This window comes from Pirellulales bacterium (assembly GCA_035533075.1).
Taxonomy (GTDB): Bacteria; Planctomycetota; Planctomycetia; order Pirellulales; family JAICIG01; genus DASSFG01.
In genome coordinates this window covers 16,726-38,164 of record DATLUO010000226.1, presented here as the reverse complement: position 1 = coordinate 38,164, position 21,439 = coordinate 16,726, and the positions used below count along the sequence as shown (strand labels likewise).

Sequence of the window (21,439 nt, the reverse complement as noted above, 5' to 3'; positions counted from 1 at the left end):
AACACTCGCCGCTCGGACCAAGACGCGTTAGGAGCAGCAAACGTGAGCCTAGACGTCAACCTCGATTGGACGGGCATCGACTTGTCCGGTGGCCGTTACCGCGTAACCGCCAAGCTCGGCGAAGGCGGCATGGGGTTCGTCTTCCGTGCGCACGACGGCAAGCTACAGGCCGACGTGGTCATCAAAGTTCCGCGCCGTACTTTGATGGCGGACGACGAATTCGCTCAGCGTTTTTCGCGCGAAATTCGATCGCTCGTGCGCCTGTCGCACCCGCATATCGTCAAGATAACGGACGTGGACGAACACGACGGCCTTCCCTTCGCGGTGATGCAGTTCCTGTCCGGCGGCAGCCTTGATGACCGACTTCGAACGGACCGCGAAAAGCCCATTCAAGGAAAGCTTGCCGGCGTGCTCGAATGGCTTCCCCATATCGCCGGCGCGCTGGACTTTGTTGGCACGCGGGGCTACGTCCACCGAGACGTGAAGCCAGGGAACATCCTCTTCGATGAGCCTGGAAACGCATATTTGAGCGATTTTGGTATCGCTAAGGTTCTCGCGACAGACCAAGCGGATTCGAAGCAAGGCTTCACGAGGGCGGGCATGGTGCTGGGGACGCCAGAGTACATGGCACCCGAACTCATTATGGGCAAGCCGATCGACGGCAAGACCGACCAATACGCTCTGGCCGTCACCGTCTTTCAGTGCCTAGCGGACCGTCACCCAATTGAAGGTTCGACGGCAAATGGAATCTACGTAGCCCAGGTGACGCAGGAGCCCGACGTTCTGCACGCACTCGTGCCCACGATTCCAGCGGCAGTCTCCACTGCGGTGAAACGCGCCCTGTCGAAGCATCCGAACGACCGCTTCCCAAGCTGCGTTTCCTTCGCTGATGCCTTTTCGAAGGCTGTGCGCGAGCCGGCACATTTGCCGCGCGCGGAGCGCGAGCCGTATCCCTTACCGCGGTCGCCTGTCGCCGCTCAGCCTGCGCGCGCAGTCGGAATCGATCTAGGCACGACCTACTCGGTAATTGCTTGCCTCGATCCACAGGGCCGCCCAACGAGCATTCCGAACGCCGATGGCGACTTGCTCACGCCCAGCGTGGTGCTCTTTGACGACGGCGGCACGGTCGTCGGAAAACAGGCCGTGTTGGCCGCGGCGATCGAACCCGAGAAGGTCGCTGACTGCGTCAAGCGTGATATGGGGAGCAAGCATTACCACAAAAAGATCAACGGCGAGCCGCTGCCGCCCGAGGTCATTTCCAGCTATATCTTGCGGCGGCTGAAGGCCGACGCCCAACGCAAACTCGGCGCGGTTGATAAGGCGGTCATCACGGTGCCCGCGTATTTCGACGAAACGCGGCGTCGCGCCACCATGGACGCCGGCCGTTTGGCCGGACTGGAAGTGCTCGACATTCTCAACGAGCCGACCGCCGCGGCCATTGCTTACGGTTATCAGGAGGGCTTTCTCGACCGATCGGGCAGGGTCAAGGGAGACAAGCCCCTGCGCGCGCTGGTGTACGACCTGGGCGGCGGAACGTTCGACGTGACCGTGGTGGAGATGCGGGACCAGTCGTTCAAGGCGCTGGCGACCGACGGCGACGTGCGGCTGGGCGGCAAAGATTGGGACGAAAAACTGGTCGAGATCGCCGCGGAACGGTTGCAGAAAGAGCTGGGCGAAGACCCGCGGCAATGCCCGGAGACTCTCGAAGACATGTGGCTGGCCGCGGAATCAGCCAAAAGAACCCTTTCGGAACGGCTGAAGGCGACCATGTTCGTCAACCACGCCGGCCGGCGGTTGAAAGTGGAGATCACGCGGCAAGAGTTCGAAGAGGCGACTGCGCCGCTGGTACTGCGCACCGGCACTACCGCCGACATTGTGGTAATGCAGGCGGGGTTGACCTGGCCGGACATCGATCGGGTGCTGGTCGTGGGCGGGGCGACGCGAATGCCGATGATTCGCCGCATGCTGGAGAAGCTGGCGGGCCGCGCCGTCGATTACTCGGTTTCGGTCGACGAAGCGGTGGCCCACGGCGCGGCGCTGTATGCGGACGTTATGCTCCAACAGCAGGGGTGCGGCGGCGGCCACGCGCAATTCGCGGTGACGAACATCAACTCGCACAGCTTGGGCATCGTGGGCATCGACGCGCAGAGCGGCGAGCGCGTGAACCGCGTGATCATCGCCAAGAACACGCCGCTGCCGCACTCGGCCGCCCAGCGGTTCCAGACGTTCAAGGCCGGTCAGACGACCGTGAAGGTGGCGGTGGTCGAGGGCGAAAGCGAAATCCCCGACGCCTGCATGGAGGTGGGCACGTGTGTGATCCGCGGCCTGCCGCCCAACTTGCCCGCGGGCTGGCCCGTCGAGGTGCGTTACAGCTATCAAGAGAACGGCCGCCTGCAGGTGTCGGCCACGCTTGTCGGGCATGAGGCGAAAGTGAAAGCCGAATTTGTCCGCGATAACAGTTTGTCGGAAGATGATCTCATGCTGTGGGGCGAATCTCTGACGGCCGAAGCGATGCGGAATGGGGAGTAGGGGAGTAGGGGAGTAGGCGGATGGCGAGCAAGAAGCAGGGCGATTTGCGGCTGTTGAAAGACGGCGTAGCGTTTGGGCCGACCGATCGCGCGGGGTTGGAGCGTTTGCTCGCCTCAGGCCGCATTACGTTGGCCGATCATGTCTCGGTGCGCAACGCCGACTGGATGTCGATCGCCGAATTCCTTGCTGCCCCGGCGCGGACGACGAACGATCAGCATCCGCCCGCGGCGGATCCTGCCACACCGGTCAGCCGGCACAAGAGAGGCGAGCTGCGGGTGATTCGTGGGGGCCGCATTGTCAGCTCCTTGCACCGCCACGAAGTCGAGCAGCTTCGCCTCGCGGGGCGCGTCGCTGACGACGACCTGATATGTGCGTCGAACGGGCCGTGGATGCGCATCGGCGACTTCTTCGCACCCGCGCCCGCGGCGGTCGGGCCGCCTGCCTCACAGCCACCGGCAGCGACGACGGAGAGAGCGGCCACCCCCCGGTTCCCATCGACGCCAGTGGCCGACGTGCCGATTGAGGCCGAGTTGGTCGAACCATCGCCGCCGCCCCTCGCTCCGACCGCGGTGGTCCCAACTTCGTCGCTTGTGCGAAATCCGCCGACGGTTCGGCCGCCGGGAGCGTCGCAACCTGCTAGGTCGCCGCAGGCGACCAATGGTTATCCACTGGCCCGACTTCGACCGCCTGCTCCACCGGCCAACGATGAGTGGTACGTCCGGGTGCGCGGAATGTATTCAGCGTCGTTACGAAAGCACCACGTGAAAGCGCTGTACCAAGCGCAAGAAGTGACGCTCGACAGCCTCGCGCGACACGGAAGCTGGCACGCCAACGATTGGCGACCGCTCCACTCAATCCCCCAGCTCGCCGACGTCGCGCGACCCTGATCTCGGCGAGACCTCGCATTTTACACGTTACTATTGCCGCTTCCAGTTGGCTTGACAGCGAACATCGTCTAAGATGATTCGCATGCGCGGCATTAGGTGGGCCGGCGCGCATGCGGCACCGCAGCGCGAAACGCATATTTGAAGGGTGGAGCTTCGATGTTCGATCCGTATCGCAAATGGCTGGGTATCCCCGAGGGACGACGTCCCCCAACGCATTACCAGTTGCTTGGGATCTCGCCCGACGAGCGGGACACGGAGGTCATTAACGCCGCGGTGGTGCGTCAAAGCGCCTACGTGCGAAATTTCCAGACCGGAAAGTATGGCGCGGAAGCGACCCGCCTGCTGAATGAAATCGCGGCGGCCAAGCTTTGCCTCCTCGACCCGCTGAAACGCTCGCGCTACGACGCCGAGCGGCGCAACGACGAGTTCGTCCCTCCGTTGCGTCCGGCCAAGGCGGCCGACCAGCCGCCCGGTCGGCCACCGATTGCGTCGCGGCCCGTTGCGGCGCCCGCCGACACCGCTCGCCGCTTCGCCGGCCAAACGCAAGTGGCCGGGCCCGAACGTAGGCCGTTCTCCAGCGCGACTGCGGCGTGGGCGGCCCCCGTTGCGGCGGTCCCCGCTGGGACCGGTCCGCTCCGACCGGCGGCGCGGCCCCGACTCGGCATGCCGCCAATCTGGGTTTGGTTTGTGCTGCTCGGGTGCTGCGTGCCAATCGCGCTCTTGGGTGTTGCTTTCTCCGGCCGATCGCCCGATTCAGATTCTCAGGCCACAGTGGGCGACGTCGACTCGTCGCGGGCTGGCACGGTGTTGATCGCCAGCGGACCTTACCCGTCCGGGCAGCCTGGAAATCGCGGACCCGCGCCGTCCAGCCCCAGCGTTAGTCCGGTTCAACCTTACGTGAGCGTAGACCAGTCGCCCTCGATAGGTGCCCAACCGTCTTCCGGGCCCCAGGCAACCGCCGAACCGATCTCGCCTGCCCCTCCGCAAGCCGTACCAGGTTTTCCGAATGACGAGCAGGTCGACGATATCTTCGAGCGAATGAGGGCAGAGGTAAAGGCTCAGGCAGCCGAACGGGCCCGACAGGCGCAACGTCGCGAGACGACCATCGAGCCGCCAGGAAGTTGGCCATCGTTGGAGAGGGCGGCCCGAAAAGCGTCGTCGAAACCGGAGAAGGTGGCAGCCGCGCGTGCTAAACCCGCGCGAAACCGTAATAGGCTTTTCAATCCATTCGCCAAGGACAACTTGGGCCAAGACACCGCTTTCGCGGGCAACAGCATGGGCGGCGGTGCGCAGCGCCTGGTCACGGATGCCGGATTCCTGGTTGGGGTCGAGTGTGCGCCGGGCGAATTCGGGGAGAAGTGTATCGGCCAGTTGCTGCCGATTTTCTCATTCGAGCGGCCGAACACCTACATTTACGGAGCCATCGCCCGCGAGGGCTACGCGGTGGGCGCCGTACACGTAAGCTCACGAAAGTATGTGAACGCACTGCAATTGGTCTTCATGCGCATCCAAGACGGAGGATCGCTCGACAAGAACGATTCTTACGTGAGCGAGTGGATGGGGTACCCCGCATTGGGTCTAGAATACACGCTGACTGGCGATGGAGCGCCGGTCATCGGCATCCACAAACGGCAGGGCTTGGTTGTGGACGCGCTCGCGCTGGTCGTCAACGGCAGTGCCAAGCCTCGCGGCAAGTAGGGCCAGCTAACTGTAATTGCCTTGGAAAATGCTTCCTTGAGATCCGCTACTTACCGCTCCTGGTGAGCAGCTCTAATCGGCGCAATCGTTCGCGGCCCGGTGGATGCGTGCGGAAATGATCGCCAAGCTCGCGATTTACCGTCGCAAGCACGGTTTCGGGCTTCGCTGACGGTCTCGTTTCGAGTCCGTGGTCGTCGCAGAACCGGTTAAATCGCCTGATGAACGACAGAATCTCATCAGCACTGCGACCAACCGACGTCATGCCGCGCGCACTCCATTCATCGGCGGCGAACTCCTCGTCTTCGGAATAACCGGCTGACACAAGCGCGTGAAGAATCGCCACCAAGTTTCCCGCGGTCACCGAGGCAAGTTGCGTGGCACGGGCCGCGTAGCTCATCCTCTTTACGCAGTGCTTGAGCTCGACATGGGCGATTTCATGACCCAGCACAAACTGCAGTTCAGCGTCGCCGACGGCGAACTCAAGCAAGCCCCTGTTGACGAAGACATGCCCGCCGAGAATGGAGCAGGCGTTGATTTCGGGATCGTCAAGCACGGCGAACGTGTACCTGATGCGGCTGCGACGGCATTGTTTGATGAGGGGCGCCGCGGTCCGCTCGATGCGCTCGAGCGCCCGCGGATCTTCGAGCAGCTTCGAGTTGGCCCGCATCGCCTCGGCGAGCTTGTCGCCCCATTGATTTTCCTCGTCGGTATCGAGGCCGATGATCTTCAGCCCCAACTCGTCAGCCGCCTTCGTGGCGCCATGGAACACGTCGAAAACACCTGCGACCACTTCTTCCGGCTTGGCGAGCGTCGCCTTCTCAGCGATCTTCTCATGCACCGCGTCGGCCGCGCCTTCAATTCCTTCTTTAACCGCGTCATGCGCCAAATCTTCTCGCGTCTCACGCGCAGCGTCGCGGATCGTTTCGCGCATTTTCTCCGATTCGCCGCGAATGATAAGAAACGCGGCCCCAATGACGCCGCCGACTACGATTCCGCCGATCAGGTAGTGTTTCATAACGACCACCGTTTAGCCTCGTGTCGTGCAGCACCGCAACTCTAAAATCGCCTGAGCACAAATCTCCGCATTCATGCCTGGATCCTCGCGTTCCGATCAATTCCGACATCGCCGATCCGCGATCAGGTTCTTTTGACCGTCGAGAGGTTCTCGATTCGCCACAGGCCAGTTCAACCCGTCAAGCAGCGAACCGCCACGTGGGCCCGCCACCGAGCAAGGCGAACCCACGGCGCCACGAAGCCCAAATAGTTAGTTCGATCGTACACCGTTGGGGAGCGTCGTGCAAACGCTTTTGGTCCCTCGCCCGCCCGTATGGCCCGCAGCGGGAAGATCGCGCGGCAGAAAATGTGGAACTTTTTAGCGAGGAAGAGCGTCTAACCATCAGGCGGATGCGGGAATTGTTGGCCCGCGTGGCCAACATCACCTTCAGCGGAAAAAGGAGAACCAAAGAGCCTGCGGTGGAATTTTTGGGCGATGCCGCTTCGTATTGCTGGCAGACGGTCAATGACCTGCGGCGAGATTTGTTCCGCTCCGCCACCGTCCGGGCTTGCCCCAATGGCAGTAAGCCTGGTCTTGACTTGAAAAAGCCCTCGCTGGCCTAATTTATTTTTCCACAACAACTTAGCCAGGAGGGCTCGAACGTGTTCAAGGATGAACTCAGGGATAAAGTATGGAACGACATTCGTCAACACGATGTCCGTGCGTTTGGCAAGCAGCTCACGGCCGAGGTATTTACCGAAGCCGCGCGTCGAGCGGACGTGCGCATCGGCCGCAGCGCTTTGAATCTGGTGAATCTGGTGTGGTTGGCGATCGCCAAGGCCATTCACCACAGCCAGAACTTCGCGTTCGTGCTGACCACCACCCTCAAGCTCTTGCAGGATCAGGAGACCGTGGCCAGGCACCTTCTCTCGATCAAGGCGCTTTTGCTGGTCTTTGACCTAGCCACTCTTTCACTCGTGATGACCCTGTTACGGCAGGCGCGTCGGCATGTCGGTTGGTCGTTGGCCTACGCCTGGTGTCCCCTCGTGATGAAGGAATTTGCCAACAGCGGGCACCTCGATGCAATCGCCGTTTGCCTGACCACGGCCGCCGTGTGTGCGGCGGTTCATGCCCTGCTTGATGAACATGTGAGCGAACGACGACGACGGGGATATTTGGTGTGCGCCGTGGTGTGCCTTTCCCTGGCGGAGGGGGCGAAACTCTATCCGATTATTCTGGCGCCGCTGTTTCTCGTCGCCATCGCCCGCCGTCGCGGTTGGCGCGAGGGACTTCGCTCCGGCATTCTGCTCGCCGGCTGCACCACGGCGGTCCTTTGGCCGATGCTTCCACGCACCGTGGCCCCACCACCCGCGCTGTCGACCGAATCACAAGACGATCTACCACCTTTGCCGGCCGGTGACGCCGCCTTGGCGCCGCAAGCCCCCAGCCGCGGACTGCAAGCCTTCCTGGGCCGTCGGGAGATGAACGACTTTCTATTCATGCTGTTGATCGAAAACGTCAAGCCGCTCGCCGAAACGCCCGCCGCCGAGCGGCCTTGGTTCGCCCTTCTGCCGGAGAGTTGGCGGCAGCGGCTTGTCTCGCCACTCGCGCAGCGGCTCGACGTTTCGCCCAAGACGAGCGCCTTTCTGCTGGTCCGCGTCGCGACGAGCCTGGCCTTCGTTCTCATGGCCCTGACGCTGGCTTGGCGCGCGGCCGCCGAGCCAAACGCATCGACGTGGTTGCGGGCCGCATTTCATACCTTGGCTTGGTTTTTTGGCTCTTGTCGCCCACCCAAAATCCCTGGTACTGGACGTGGGCCTTGCCGTTTGTGACCTGGATCGAGTTCGGCCCGTGGCTGGCATGCCTGCTGCTGCCGGATTCGCAACGCACTTTACCCAGCTAACCGCAATCGCACAAGTTCGTCTTGCAACGGACGATGCTTCTTGCCACACTACCCACCCTTGCTCTCCGCACGTCTTTGCCACCTCAACCCTCGAACGGTCCCCGGTGGGTCGCTCGCTTTACATCGCCTGGCTCGCGCTGCTGCTGCCCTGCCTCGGCTGCGGCACGCCCTGGCTGCTGGTACGGCATCCCAACCCGGTTTTCGTGCCGGTCCCCGACCCCGAAATCGTTTTCAATGCCCTGGTCGATGTGGTCGACGACCATTTTCGCATCGAACGCGAAGAGCGTGTGCGGCTGATCGACAACACGTTGACGGTCGGCGAGATTCGGACCTGGCCCGAAGCCAGCTCCACGCTGGCCGAGCCGTGGCTCAGCGACACCGTGACCTTCTACGACAAGCTGGAGAGCACCTTCCAGTCTTACCGCCGCAAAGCCAATGTGCTGATATCTCCGGTCGAAGGCGGCTTCAACGTGCAGGTGACCGTCTTCAAGGAACTGGAAGACGTGCCCAAACCGCTCTTTGCCACGGCCGGATCGGGCGTGCTGCGGAACGAAACCTCGCAGCGGCATGTGAAAATGCCCGTGGGACAGCAGCCGACCGTCACCGGCTGGATTCCCCAGGGTCGCGACCCGAACCTGGAGCAGAAGATGATCAACCAGTTGTTTGTGCGGTTGGGACTCCAGCCGCCGTGGTTTCTGCGCGGCCCGCGGTTATATGCGGCAACGCCACCGGGGCCGCCGTAACCGCACGGGCGGCCGGCAGCTTGATGGTGAAGGCCGTCCCCTTGCCGACGGCGCTCTCCACGCGGATTCGTCCCTGGTGGGCCTCCACAATGTCGCGGCAGGCCGAAAGCCCCAGGCCCGTGCCGCCTTTGCCGCTGGCGTCGGGGCCGCGCTTGGTCGTGTAAAACGGTTCGAATATCCTGGGCAATACGTCGGGCGGTATGCCGCAACCGCTGTCGCGCACGGCCAAGTCAACCATGTCGGCCTCGCGATCATAAGCCAACCGCACCAGCACGCGGCCGCCCTGGGGCATCGCCTGACGGGCGTTGATCAGCAGGTTGACCAGCACCTGCTGAATCTGGTTCGGGTTGGCGCGGGCCCGCGGCACCTCGTCGATTTGCCGCTCGACCGCCACACGGTACTTCGCCATTTCGCGTTCCAGCAGCAACAGCGTGTCGTCGACCAGCTTGGCCATGTCCGTCGGCTCGGGGCTGCCGGAGCGGTTTCGGGCGAATCCGAGGATGCCGTTGGTGATGCGGGCGGCGCGGTTGCCGGCCTGCAGGATTTTGTCGAAGGCCTTCTGGTGGGTGGCGGCGTCCTTATGGCGCAGGCCGAGCTTGGCGTAGTTGATGATGGTCATCAACACGTTGTTGAATTCGTGCGTGGTGGTGCTCACCAACTCGCCCAGCGCCGTCAGCCGCTGGGCATGGGCAAGCTGCTCTTTAAGCTTGGTCACCTGCTCGCGCAAGTCCGCTTCGTCACCGCCGATCGACATGAGGCACCTCCCTGGAATGGCTTTCTAAGGAATCGTCGCAGTCGGCTGGGCAACTGTAGCTTGCTGACCTATAATCCGCCGCCGGTTTTTGGGAGGGAGCGAGGGGAGACGTAGGGTGGGACCAGCGAGCTTGCGAGCGCCGGCCCACCGTTTGAGGCGTCAGGCGTCAGGCGTCGGGCGTGAGGTACGCGGCAAAGTCTGCACAGCATGCCCGAAGCCTGCTGCCTCATGCAGGTCATTTGGAGAAGCTGGGATGCACACAGTCGAGTTATTGGAGGAGGCGCTTGGGGCGGCCCGCGCACTTGGTTACCGCGTGCGGCAAGAATGGCTGGACGGGGCGGGCGGCGATTGCGAGATCATGGGACGAAAGCACCTGTTTCTCGATCTTGCGCTGAGCGTCCAAGAGCGGCTGCAAATTGTGCTGACCGCGCTGGCGCGCGAAGATGGCGTGAGTCGGCTGCCGCTCAGCGCCCCGCTGCGCCGGTTGCTCGGCTTGTCGCGTGCGGCCTGACCCGCGACCCGGCCCGCTTCTGCCCCAGCCACCACTTTTTCCTCGCGGCAAAACGTCTCACTCTCGGCCACGTGAAGTATCATCTCAATGCGCCATTCCGCCGGCGTCTTCGGGCGGCTGACGCTCGCCGTAAAAGCTGTACAGAACCGGCATCAGGTAGCGGGTCAGAAACAACGTCGTGATCATGCTGCCCACCACCACGATGGCCAGCGGCTTCTGGTTCTGAGCGCCGATTTTGGTCGAGACGGCCGCCGGCAACAGGCCGAAAATCGCCGTCAGCGCGGTCATCATCACCGGCCGCAGGCGGCGCTCCGCCCCTTGCAGAACCGCCTCGCGCAGGGGCAGACCCTGCAATCGCAATTGATTGAACGACGACACCAGCAGCAGACCGTCCATCACCGCCACCCCGAAAATCGAGGCGAAACCGACCGCCGCGGCGATGCTGAAGTTCGTCCCCGTCAGATACAAAGCCCATAGTCCGCCCAACGAGAGCTCGACCACGTTCATCAAAACGACGACGGCATCGAGCAGCGAACGGAAGGCCAGATAGAGCAGCATGAAGATCAAGACCAGCGAGACGGGAATGATGACCATCAATCGCCGCTCGCCCTCTTCCATCTGTTGAAACTCACCGCTCCAGGCGACGCGATAGCCCTGCGGAATCAACGGCGCCACGCGCTGCTGGGCTTCGGCGACGGTGCCGCCCAGATCGCGGTCGCGAACGCTGAACTTGACGGCCACCATGCGGTTGCCCATTTCACGGGTGATCATCGACGCGCCGGGCCGCACAAAGTCGCCTTGGGGGTCGAGGGTTTCCAGGTCGGAATCGGCCGCCAGCGGCGTGACCAGATCGGCCAACCGCTCGCGCGGCGAATTGCTGATGTCGAGCGAGGTCGAGCGGCTGCCCGTCAACGAAGGCAACGCGCTCGACGAGCCGATCGAGGCCACCCGTTGACTGGCGCCCGAAAGGGGCGTGGCGCCGGCGCCGCCGGCGAACCCCTCCGTGACGCGCTGGTCGGTCACGTCGACCGGAATACTGAGGATGTCGGTCTGGTCTTGCCGCAGCCGTTGCGGCCAGCGGACGATGATGTCGAAGGTCTTTTCACCCTCGATCATATCGGACACCTTTTTTCCGCCGATGGCGGCGGCGATCACGTTGTTCACGTCGGCCACGCTGACGTTCCACAGCGAACACTTCTCGCGGTCGATCGGCAGTTCCAGGTTGCACTGCCCCTGAATCCGGTACAGTCCCACGTCTTTGACGCCGGGCACGCCGCGCATCACGGCGACGGCCTGCTGGCCGAGCTTCTCCAGCGTGTCCAGGTCGGGACCGATGATTTTGACCGAGTTTTCGCCCTGCACGCCGGACAGCACTTCCAGCACGTTGTCGCGGATGACCTGCGAAAAGTTCCAGTTGACGCCCGGTAACAGCTCCTCCAGCTCGCCGCTCATGGCGCGAATCAGTTCGGGCTTGGTGCGCGGCCGCGTGGCGGCGAACCAGCGTCGCCAGCCGTGGGTGGGTGTGGTGGCGGGCCACGTTTCAAATGGCTTGAGGGGCACGAAGAACTCGGCGCTGTAGAAACCGATCGGATCGGTGCCCGACTCGGGACGCCCGAGCTGGCAGACGACGATCTCGACCTCGGGATACTTTTGCATCACCCGGCGGGCCAGCCGGGAGCTTTCGGCATTTTGTTCCAGCGAGATGCTGACGGGAAAGATGCCGCGAATCCAAAGGTGGCCCTCTTCCAAGGGCGGCATGAATTCGCGGCCCAAATGCGGCAAGAGCGCGATGGTGAAGGCGATCAAGACGCTGAACGTCCCCACCACAAACCAGCGATGATTGAGGCAGAATTCCAGATTCCGCAAGTAACCGTGTTTCAGGTAGCGGACCAAGAAGTTATCGCGGCTCGGTTTCAGGTTTCTAAACAGCAGCAGGCACAGCACCGGCGCGATGGTCGAGGAGAGCAGCAGCGCCCCGCCCAGGGCAAAGGCGTAGGTCTCGGCCATCGGGCGAAAGAGCTGGCCCTCCGGGCCGGTCATGGTGAACAGCGGCAACAGCGCGCAGACCATGATCAACGTCGAGAACAGCAAGCTGCGCTCGATTTCGTGCGCCGCCCGCACAATCCGCTCGGTAATGCTGAATTCGGCGTATTTGCCGGCGCTGAGCACGCGATAAATGTTCTCGACCATGATCACGGTCGAGTCGATGATGATGCCGAAGTCGACCGCGCCGATCGACAACAAATTGGCCGACTTGCCGCGCAAGAAGAGCACAAAAAAGGCGAACATCAAGGCCAGCGGAAGATTGACGGCGATGATGATCGCGCTGCGCACGTTGGAGAGAAACATCAACAGAATCACGGTCACCAGCGAGATGCCGACGAGCAGGTTCTCGTGTACCGTCTCGGTGGTGGTGCTGATTAAATCGGTGCGGTCGTAGTAGGTCTCGATCCGCACGCCGGGCGGCAACCGGCCGGGGATGTTGTTGAGTTCGTCGATCTTGGCCTTGACGAGTTTGAGTGCGGGGAGTGATTCGGCGCCTTTTCGCAACAAGACCAGCCCTTGGATGGCTTCTTCTTCGTCGACCCACAGACGGTTGTTCTCTCGATCGACGACGACGCGGCCTTCGCGGTCGCGCAAGGGGCGGCTCAGGGCCATCTTGCCCAGCCGCGTCAGGTGACCGACGACCACGCCCTGCGGGCTGAACTCCTCGCCCGGCCCCAGCGACCCGCCTTCGACCAGGTGATCGACGCGAATCGGCACGTTGTTCGTCGTGGTCACGACGATTTGTCGGATCTGCCGAAGCCGACGCCGCTCTTCGGCGCGCAGATACTCATGGGCTTCGACCGGATCGGTCTTCATCAGAATGTGTTGCATCGGATCGCGTCCGCGGCCGATCAGACCCAGGCCGCGCACCACGGCGGCGGTCTCGCCCTGTACCAGGTAATCGCCGCTCACGTTGGCGTTGCTGTCGGCGATGGCCTGCTGCAGCGTGTCCAAGGTGATGCCGTATTTTTTGAGCCGGTCGGGGTCGGGATGGATCTCGTAGCGCTTCATCACGCCGCCGAAACTGGTGACGTCGACGATGCCCGGCACGCGGCGGAACTCGCGTTCCAACGTCCAGGTTTGCAGGCTGCGCAGGTCTCTCAACTCGTAGATGTTGTTGCCGAAGGCGTCCTTGGGACAGGTGACGGCGTAGCGCAAAATTTCGCCGATGGGCGAGCGGGGCGAGATTTGTGGCTCGACGTCGGGCGGCAGCTCGGCGATCAGCATGCGGTTGATCACCTCTTGCCGGGCGCTCAGGTAATCGACGCCGTATTCGAACTGGTTGTTGATCCAGGTCAGTCCGAACAGCGACTTGCTGCGTGTGTACTTGAGGCCGGGCATGCCGGCCAGGGCCACTTCCAACGGGATCGTGACCAGGCGTTCCATCTCTTCCGCCGAGCGGCCGCGCGCCTGGGCGATGACCTCCACGATGGCCGGGGCGGGATCGGGATAGGCCTCGACGTTCACGTTCATGAAGGCGTAGCCGCCCACGGCCGCCAGCGAGATGGCCAACAAAACGACCACCAGCGGATTGGTGATGGACCAGTGGATGAGTTTGGCGATCATGGCAATGGATTTTGGATTTTGGATTTTCGATTTTGGATTGGAACTATAAGAATCCAAAATCCAAAATCGAAAATCCAAAATGTCGGTGGGCCTACGGTTCCTTCTCCAGCGATTCCTGCTGCGACAGCGCGGCTTTGAGATCCAACGCTCCCACCGCCACCACTTCTTCGCCTTCGTGCAGCTCCTCCAGTCCCTGCTCGCGTTCGGCGTCGGTAAGCGTGCTGCGGACGCGGACCACGTCGTGATAGCGCCTTACCACCAGCACGCGGCGCGGCGCGTAACGGAACCGCGTTTTGTCAACCCGCACCAGCACCACGCTCTCTTTGCCGTCTTCGACCAAGGCGCGGGTCGGGATTTCCACGACGTTGGGCAATTCGGGTAGTTCGATGGCCGCCTTGATGAATTGGCCCGCCACCAATTCACCGCGCGGATTGTCCACCTTCCCAAACACCAGGGCCACGTGTTCGGCCGGATCGATCACGGCGCCCAAATGCTCGACGAAACCGTTGATCGGTTCCATGCCGGGCATGGAGTTGACGGTGATGGTCCAGGGAATCGGCCGCGGCATCTGTTCCAGGTAACGCAGATCCTCCTCATAAACGTTGGCCACGACCCGCAAACGCGAGAGGTCGGCGATCTTGAACAGGTCGGTGTTGGTATCGACGATCGTGCCCACCGCCACGTTTTTTTCGACGATCGTGCCTTTGCGCGGCGCCTCGATTTTGACGCGCGCCCATTCGTTCTCCACCTGCACGATCCGCGTGGACGGCACGATTCGCTCGCCCCGCTCCCGATGGATCCGGTCGGCTTCGGCCGCCACCTCGTCGATTTCCGGGCTGCTCAACAGCCAGCTTCGCAACGTCATGCGGGCCTTCTCCACATCGGTCTCATCTTGCTCGACGAGCCGCGTGGCCTCGCGGACCGTCCGTTCCGGGGCGGCCCCTTCTTCATAGGTCCGCAGGGTCTGCTTCAGGTTTTGCCGATCGACACGCAGACGGATCAGCGATGACACCAGCTCGCTCTTTTTCTCACCCAACTCCTTGCTCCACAGAATCCCGATTTCCTGCCCTTGCACCACGTGGTCCATGACCGCGATGTCGCGCTTCGTCTTCAACGATTGCGTGTGGAGTTCGGCGTTGGGCTCATCGACCTGCCGCAGCGACACGATTTGTCCGGGAAAACGGCCGTGTACGTGGACCATGCTGTCGGGATCGAAATCGAGCTGCCCGCGGAGCTCGAGCCTTCGTTTGCGCGTCGGCTTGGTCACCGGGGCAGTGCGGATGCCGTTCAACTCGACGACGCTGGGCAACAGCTCGATGAAGCGTGCGACCTTGGCCTGATCGACGAACACCGTCTCGTCGGCCTTGTCTTTGCCTTTGCGGCTGGCCCAGAGTTCGCTGAGCCGCGGCCATCGGGCAACCGCGACGGCGCCGCAAACGACTGCCAAGACGACCGCCAAGATGCCGATGGTTCGCTTTTGCATGCTGCTGCCTTTTCCCTAAACCTACAACCGGCGAGAGAGCCGGGCAAGCAACCAGCACCGTCCAAGTTCTGTGATGACAAAGGTTTAAGGTTGCGCATTCGGCGGAGGGTGGCAGAATCGCGTTTGGCGGGCGAAAAAAGAGAGGCCAAGTGGGGACCTGAGCGGACTATCCGGCAGAACCGCGATTTTCGGGCGATGCTGCCGAAACAACGAGACTCCCAACTCGTGAGAAAGAACGTAGGGTGGGACCAGCGAGCTTGCGAGCGCCGGCCCACCGTAATCGACGTCGCCCACGGTGGGCCGGCGCTCGCAAGCTCGCTGGTCCTACCCTACGGCTGCGGCCCAGGCTCGACCGGGCCCTCGCCTGGAAAGCGGGTTCATTTCAACTTAAGCCACGAGTCGGGGATCAAACTCAGACCTCCCGAATTCGACCCGCCGCTCGTCGATTGCGGAGCCGGCAGCGCCGGCAGACGCACCACCTGCCCGGCCGGCAGTCCGGTCGAGGTGCCGGCGCCCGATAGGTTGCCCGACGAACTGCCCGTGCCCGCCGTGGACGTGCCGGTGGGAAGCGACGGTCCGCTGCTTCCGCTCACGGTTTGTTGCGGACCGCCGCTGCCTCCGCCGGCCGATTTGGGCGCATCGTTGCTTCCCGTGGCGGGCGGACGCTTGCGCACCAGTGCCGGCCGATGGGGGAATACGGCCTGAGTCGTCAAAGGCGTGTCGGGCGTCCGCAACGGCGCCACCCCCTGCTTGCGCATGAACATGAAGCGGCTCCCCGCGAAGTGCGTTCCATCGTAGATCGTGCCGCGTTGGAACGGTCCCGTACCGAGGAACCAAGAGTCTTTCGCTGTAGAGACCACCGGGTAGGCGCCCGATTGCCAGACGGCCTGGCCGGTCTCGCGGTTGTAGGCAAAGCAGGCAATTTTGGCGATGCCTTTCTGGGCGGTGGATTTGGCGAACGGGATCTCGGGGATGCCCGTGGAACTGCCTACTCCCGTCGGCACACTGATCGCCGGCACCCCGACCAGGACGTCGTGGTGATCGGTGCCCACCGCGCCGGAGCGGACCTCGACGACGTAATCGGCCGAGGCCGGATCGGGCATCAGCACACACCCCTCGGCGAGCATGTGCTGCCGCAGCGTGCTGACCACGTACTTGTTGTCCTCGCAATCGAGGTACTGGACGTCCAGGTAGACGAACTTGTCCGTCAAGGGAGCGAAGTCCATGGCGCCGACGGCCCGGTCGATGGCGGTCGACAGGAGCAGTTGCTCGGTCGCGGTGCGCGCGGTGTCGGACCACTTCGTGGTGCCGCACCCCAGCACCAGCGAGGCGAGCGCGGCGACGGAGAGATAAAACAAGCGCATCAGAAACAGGTCGAGTGGGCGGCCAATGGGACGTGCTGCCGTGGCAGGCTGGGCCGCGGATTATAGCGAGCAAGGCCGCGGAGCTAAACGCGAGTTGCCGGTGTTTTCGACGATGGGGAAAAATGGAGGAATCAGGCGGCCTCAAGGATCGGCAAAGAAGATCCGGACCACGGTTTCGGCCACGCAGGCGGGCTTGCTCTCGCCCTCCACCTCGAAGCTCTGCTTGAAGGTGGCCTGCACGCTGCCGCGGGTCTCCTTCAGGGCCGCCAGGTCGCAACTCATGCGCACCCGCGAGCCGACGCGCACCGGGGCGGGAAAGCGCACGCGGTTGACCCCGTAGTTGAGGATCATCTGCACGCCTTCGATCTCGAAGATTTCCTGCACCATGCAGTTGCAGAGCGAGAGCGTCAGAAAGCCGTGGGCCACGGTGGTGCCATAGGGCGACTGCGTGCGGCAACGCGCCGGATCGCAATGGATCCACTGAAAATCGCCGGTCCCGGCCGCAAAGGCGTCGATGCGTTCCTGGGTCACGGTCACCCACGAACTCGTGCCCAGGTGCTGCCCGACGAGCGCTTGCAGCCCTTTCAGCCCCTGAATCACTCGTTTTGCCATTCACAACCTGCTTCGACCACGTTCTCCGCAGTATAGGGCGGCAATCGGTCGTCGGCCAGACTCTGTAGGGAACGCCCTCCGTGGCGTTCCGCGGCCCACCCATGGACTCTCCACCGGCGACGCCGCGGAACGCCACACGCGGAGGGCGTTCCCTACAGCAGCGGCGAAACCGGCATTGACCCATTTCACGTGGTCTCCCTATTGTGCAGCCCCATTATTAGAGGGCGGAGCCGCGCCCGTCAGGAAGCTCATTCTGCATCGGATCCCCGCCACGTTCCAAACCATGCTCGCCCACCGCAACGACGCGCCTTCGACCGTCGCCCGGCTGGCCTGCGCCGCGGTCGTCGCGGTTTTGACCGGCTGCGGCACCACGCACTATGTCAAGGTGCGCTCGGTGCCGCGCAGCCCGCTGGTCGAGCAGCTCAAGCTCACGTCGCGCGGCGGTCCGCAGCCGAGCGCTCGCACGTTGCAACTGCTGCGGCTGTATAACCTGCGCGACGACCTGCACGGCAACCTGCAGCCGTTGCTGGATAAGTTTCAGGCCATCGTCGACCGCGAGCCGACGCCCGACAAAGTCTATGCCTTCGCCGAATTGAACTACATCGCCGGACGAAAAGCGGAGCTGAAGAATCCCGATCTGGCGCTCGACTACTTCGGCACCACGGTCACGCACGCCTACCTCTATCTTTTCGATCCGCGTTACGGACCGATGCGAAATCCCTACGATCCTGAGTTTCGCAGCGCGTGCGATCTCTACAACGGGGCGTTGGAAAGCACCTTGCGCTTGGTGCAACGGCGGGGCGGGCTGTTGCCAGGCCGCACCTACAGCATCGAATCGGCGAGCCAGGCCTGGGACGTCAAAATCGTGGTCAGTCCGGGGCGTTGGCAGAACGACGACTTCGCGGCCTTCAAGTTCGTTTCCGACTACGAAGTGCGGGAACTGAAAAACCAGTTCCACAACTTTGGCCTGGGCGTGCCGTTGATCGCCATCCGCGAGCGTCGGGGCGAGCAGCGGCCGGAAGAACAGTTTCTGCCCGCCGTGCTGAGCTTTCCGGTGACGGCCTTCTTGCACGTCGTGCCCGATCAGCAGACCTCGGGCGACGGCACGCGCCCGCGGCACACGGCGATCTTGAATCTTTACGATCCGCTGTTATCGACCGACATCTTGGCCGGCAACCGGCGAGTGCCGCTGGAGACCGACCTCAGCACGCCGCTGGCGTATTTCCTCAACGACCCGTTGCTCGATCCGAACAATCCGCGGTTGAACCTGGAAACCGTGGCCACCCAAGGACTGTTGCACCCCGAACAGACGGCCGCCGAAGCGGGTCTCTACATGCTGCAGCCCTACGAGCCCGACAAGATTCCGGTGCTGATGGTCCACGGACTCTGGTCGAGCCCCATGACCTGGATGGAAATGTTCAACGACCTGCGCGGTGACCCGGAGATCCGCAAACATTACCAGTTCTGGTTCTATCTCTATCCCACGGCCCAGCCGTTCTGGCAGGGCGCCACGCGGCTGCGCAAAGACCTGGCGCACGCGCGGGCCGTGCTCGATCCGCGGCGCCGCGAGCCGGCCTTCGACCAGATGGTGCTGGTGGGCCACAGCATGGGCGGGCTGGTGGCCAAGATGCAGACGGTGGCCAGCCGCGACGACTTCTGGCACATTGTCAGCGACAAGCCGTTTCGGCTCGTCAAAGCTTCGTCCGGCGAGCGGCGGCAGCTCGAAGACGTGTTTTTCTTTCGTCCGGAACCGGCGGTCCGCCGGCTGATCACCATTGCCACGCCGCATCGCGGCAGCCGCTTTGCCAACAACGCCACGCGCTGGCTGGCCAACGAGCTGATCAATTTGCCGAAGCTCCAGTTGCTGCACCGCGATGAGCTGTTGAAAGAGAATCCGGGCGTGTTTCGAGATCATACCATCTTGGAAGTGAAGACCAGCGTCGACTCGCTGGCGCCCGATTCGCCGATTCTGCCCGTGCTGCTTGAAGCGCCTCAGCCGCCATGGCTGAAGTGTCATAACATCGTGGGAGTGCTGCCCAACAAGGGCCTGATCGGGTCGGTGGCCGGCGGCACCGACGGCGTGGTGTCGTATGAGAGCGCGCACCTCGACAACGTGGCCTCGGAAACAAAAGTGCCGGCAGATCACACGACGGTCAACCGCCATCCGCTCAGCATTCTGGAAGTTCGCCGCATCCTGCTGGAACACCTCCGCGACCTGAACGCGTTCCCCTATCGGGCACCCCGCGGCGACCGCACAGCGGGCGAGAGCATGACCGGCGAAATGCGCCGCTGAGCCGGTCGCAGGGTGGGACAAGCGAGCTTGCGAGCGCCGGCCCACCGCGTTCAAGGCGTTCTACTTCACTCGGCCGAGAATGAGACATTGGCGGCCTAACGCCCTGTCAGCAATTTGAGACGCGGAGTTCCGAGGTGCAAAGGTCCGGACTTCCCGCCGCCGGCTGCTCGCCTTCTTCGTCCATCTCGCGTTCGGCCTCGGCCAGCACCTTGGCCACTTCGCGGCGGCTGGCCAGGTAGTAGCAAACGCCGATCAGGGCGATCAGGATGGTCACGGCCCGATAGCCCAGCGAAACCACAAAGCCCTGCCCTTCGGCCACGTGGATGTCGAGCGGCACGCGTTCATAGAGCATCTTCACCACCATCTCGAAGGCCCCCAAGCCGTTGACGGGCAACGGCAACACGCCGGTCACGAAGGCCAGCGGAACCATGACGAAATGGTCCGCCAGCGAGGGGCACTCGCCGGGCAAGCCGCGGGCCACCAGGTAGACCGACAGCGTGCTGAGCGAGTGGACTCCTACGCTGATCAGTGCGGAGAGAACCAGTACGCCCGGCCGGCTGCGATAAATGCGAATGGCTCCCAGCAGTTTTCCAAAGGTCGGGCCGACTTTGGGGAGCCGGTTGAGCAACGACGAGAAGCTTCCCTGAGTGACGCCGGGAATGAGCATCACGAGGATGCCGGCCGCGCCGAGCATGCTGGCCAGCAGGGCCCCGCGGCCGATGATACGGACGGTTTCGTCGGAATTGTGGAGTTGCCCCGTGGCGAGGATGGCCACGCTGGCCATGACGAACAGCATATAGAGGCCGACGACGCGATCGAGCACGACGGTGGCCACGGCTTCGGGCCGGCGGCCGGGAAACTGGCGGGCCACGAACACGGCCTTGAACAGATCGCCGCCGACGGCCCCCAGCGACACGAAATTGAGCAGGTATCCGAGGAATCCCAGCCGCAGAGCGTCTTTGAGCGTGAAGGGAAGGTCGAGTGCCCGCACGAGCACGAGCCAGCGTACGAAGGTGAGCAAAACGGCCCCCAGCCCGGCACCGGCGGCCAGTGCGAGCAGCGGCCAGTCCTTCGGCTGCTGGCTCAACTGAGCGAACGCCTGGTCGCGGCAGGCGCCGATGACGAGCCAAACCACGATCCCAAGCGACACGCCGAACTTGAGCAGATTGAAAACGATGCGTTTAAGATGGGGTTTGAGTCGCTGCATAGGTCCGTGCATAGGTGCAAATTTCGGCGGTGTCCTTGACACCGGCAGCATGTGGTGATAGGCTTTTCACTTCGCCATGACAAGACCAGTTGACCAGGGAAGGGCGGCAATCTGCGCGCTGGGCACGGTCTTGTTTTTGGTTGCCTTGGGGGATTAGCTCAGTTGGGAGAGCGTCTGGCTGGCAGCCAGAAGGTCAGGGGTTCAAGTCCCCTATCCTCCACCTTTTCCAGCAGCGCACGCGACACGCGTGTCGCATCGCGTCGAGGGAGTTGACCAGGCGCAGGGCCTCGCGGACGAACGTGCCCGAGGCCCGCCAAACCGGACCGGTGCGCCTGCGCTTGCCGCCCGCACTTGCGCCGCGCGCGGCCGGACCGGCGACGGCACTTTGGCGGCGCGCGGCCGAACTGGCGACCTCACTTTGGCTGCGCGCAGCCGAACTGGCGACGGCACTTTGGCCGCGCGCGGCCGAACTGGCTGCGTCCGGGGCGGGTTCGTCCGTCTGCACGATCGCCGCAAGTGCTTTCAGGGCCTGCCGTTGCGACGAATAGCCATCGGGGTGCTGCGCGGTCAGTTGCGGGCGAGCTGCATGTAGGTGCGCGCGGTCCGCGGCGAGAGCCGCTGGTCTTTGTCCTGTTGCAAGTGCATGTGGTACGCCTTGCGCGCGGACCTCGTGCGTCGCGCCGAGGAGTGGCCCTGGTGCAGATTATACCTCTGGCTGCACGGCGCGGCCGACGACAAGCCCGTCCGTGCCTCTTGGCCCCTCCCGCGTAAATCCGGCTGGTTCCGGTCCTATGGGGTGGCTGGGGCAGAGCCGAGTTCGACGCGCAAGCTCGCCCAGTCCGCTCCGTC

15 protein-coding genes and 1 tRNA gene are annotated in these 21,439 nt (G+C 63.3%); 9 read left to right on the top strand and 7 right to left on the bottom strand.

The window, feature by feature from the left end; genetic code table 11:
- The first annotated feature begins 42 nt into the window (after positions 1-42).
- From VNH11_28890 to VNH11_28880, 3 genes are all read left to right on the top strand, one after another.
- A complete protein-coding gene (locus tag VNH11_28890; protein HVA50404.1) occupies positions 43-2,529 on the top strand; it encodes an Hsp70 family protein in 2,487 nt (828 codons plus the stop codon).
- Positions 2,530-2,549: 20 nt separating this feature from the next.
- A complete protein-coding gene (locus tag VNH11_28885; GenBank protein HVA50403.1) occupies positions 2,550-3,416 on the top strand; it encodes a hypothetical protein in 867 nt (288 codons plus the stop codon).
- A gap of 156 nt (positions 3,417-3,572) precedes the next feature.
- On the top strand, positions 3,573-5,114 hold the full coding sequence (locus VNH11_28880) for a hypothetical protein (protein HVA50402.1): 1,542 nt from the start codon (positions 3,573-3,575) through the stop codon (positions 5,112-5,114).
- A gap of 46 nt (positions 5,115-5,160) precedes the next feature.
- Here the strand turns inward: VNH11_28880 and VNH11_28875 are convergent, their stop codons facing one another.
- Positions 5,161-6,045: a M48 family metalloprotease gene (locus tag VNH11_28875; protein HVA50401.1), complete on the bottom strand. Its 885-nt coding sequence runs from the start codon at positions 6,043-6,045 to the stop codon at positions 5,161-5,163.
- Positions 6,046-6,539: 494 nt separating this feature from the next.
- Here VNH11_28875 and VNH11_28870 point away from each other — a divergent pair, with 494 nt between their 5' ends.
- The 3 genes from VNH11_28870 to VNH11_28860 all read left to right on the top strand — a co-directional run bounded on the left by VNH11_28870 (position 6,540) and on the right by VNH11_28860 (position 8,754).
- Positions 6,540-6,731 carry a hypothetical protein gene (locus VNH11_28870; GenBank protein HVA50400.1) on the top strand — a complete coding sequence of 64 codons (192 nt, stop codon included), beginning with the start codon at positions 6,540-6,542 and terminating at the stop codon, positions 6,729-6,731.
- Positions 6,732-6,770: 39 nt separating this feature from the next.
- A complete protein-coding gene (locus VNH11_28865; GenBank protein ID HVA50399.1) occupies positions 6,771-7,940 on the top strand; it encodes a hypothetical protein in 1,170 nt (389 codons plus the stop codon).
- A gap of 175 nt (positions 7,941-8,115) precedes the next feature.
- The gene (locus tag VNH11_28860; protein ID HVA50398.1) at positions 8,116-8,754 is read left to right on the top strand and encodes a hypothetical protein; all 639 of its coding nucleotides are present in this window, start codon (positions 8,116-8,118) and stop codon (positions 8,752-8,754) included.
- On the opposite strand, the gene VNH11_28855 is transcribed toward VNH11_28860, so the two are convergent.
- Complete coding sequence (locus VNH11_28855; GenBank protein HVA50397.1) at positions 8,663-9,508, bottom strand: ATP-binding protein; 846 nt, start codon at positions 9,506-9,508, stop codon at positions 8,663-8,665. The two genes, VNH11_28860 and VNH11_28855, sit on opposite strands and share 92 nt — an antisense overlap.
- A 253-nt stretch (positions 9,509-9,761) precedes the next feature.
- Here VNH11_28855 and VNH11_28850 point away from each other — a divergent pair, with 253 nt between their 5' ends.
- A complete protein-coding gene (locus VNH11_28850) occupies positions 9,762-10,019 on the top strand; it encodes a hypothetical protein (protein HVA50396.1) in 258 nt (85 codons plus the stop codon).
- 84 nt (positions 10,020-10,103) lie between these two features.
- Here the strand turns inward: VNH11_28850 and VNH11_28845 are convergent, their stop codons facing one another.
- The 4 genes from VNH11_28845 to VNH11_28830 form a co-directional block, all read right to left on the bottom strand.
- Positions 10,104-13,631, bottom strand: coding sequence for an efflux RND transporter permease subunit (locus VNH11_28845; GenBank protein HVA50395.1), 3,528 nt, complete (start codon positions 13,629-13,631; stop codon positions 10,104-10,106).
- 91 nt (positions 13,632-13,722) lie between these two features.
- Positions 13,723-15,114, bottom strand: coding sequence for an efflux RND transporter periplasmic adaptor subunit (locus VNH11_28840; GenBank protein ID HVA50394.1), 1,392 nt, complete (start codon positions 15,112-15,114; stop codon positions 13,723-13,725).
- 377 nt (positions 15,115-15,491) lie between these two features.
- Positions 15,492-16,478 (bottom strand): DUF6655 family protein, encoded by a 987-nt coding sequence (locus VNH11_28835; GenBank protein ID HVA50393.1) that lies wholly within the window; start codon positions 16,476-16,478, stop codon positions 15,492-15,494.
- Positions 16,479-16,619: 141 nt separating this feature from the next.
- Positions 16,620-17,090 (bottom strand): MaoC family dehydratase, encoded by a 471-nt coding sequence (locus VNH11_28830; GenBank protein ID HVA50392.1) that lies wholly within the window; start codon positions 17,088-17,090, stop codon positions 16,620-16,622.
- A gap of 283 nt (positions 17,091-17,373) precedes the next feature.
- Here VNH11_28830 and VNH11_28825 point away from each other — a divergent pair, with 283 nt between their 5' ends.
- Positions 17,374-19,383 (top strand): alpha/beta fold hydrolase, encoded by a 2,010-nt coding sequence (locus tag VNH11_28825; protein ID HVA50391.1) that lies wholly within the window; start codon positions 17,374-17,376, stop codon positions 19,381-19,383.
- A gap of 106 nt (positions 19,384-19,489) precedes the next feature.
- Here the strand turns inward: VNH11_28825 and VNH11_28820 are convergent, their stop codons facing one another.
- On the bottom strand, positions 19,490-20,590 hold the full coding sequence (locus VNH11_28820) for a lysylphosphatidylglycerol synthase transmembrane domain-containing protein (protein HVA50390.1): 1,101 nt from the start codon (positions 20,588-20,590) through the stop codon (positions 19,490-19,492).
- Between the two features lie 147 nt (positions 20,591-20,737).
- On the opposite strand from VNH11_28820, the gene VNH11_28815 reads away from it, so the two are divergent.
- Positions 20,738-20,810, top strand: a tRNA-Ala gene (locus VNH11_28815).
- The last annotated feature ends 629 nt before the right edge of the window (positions 20,811-21,439 follow it).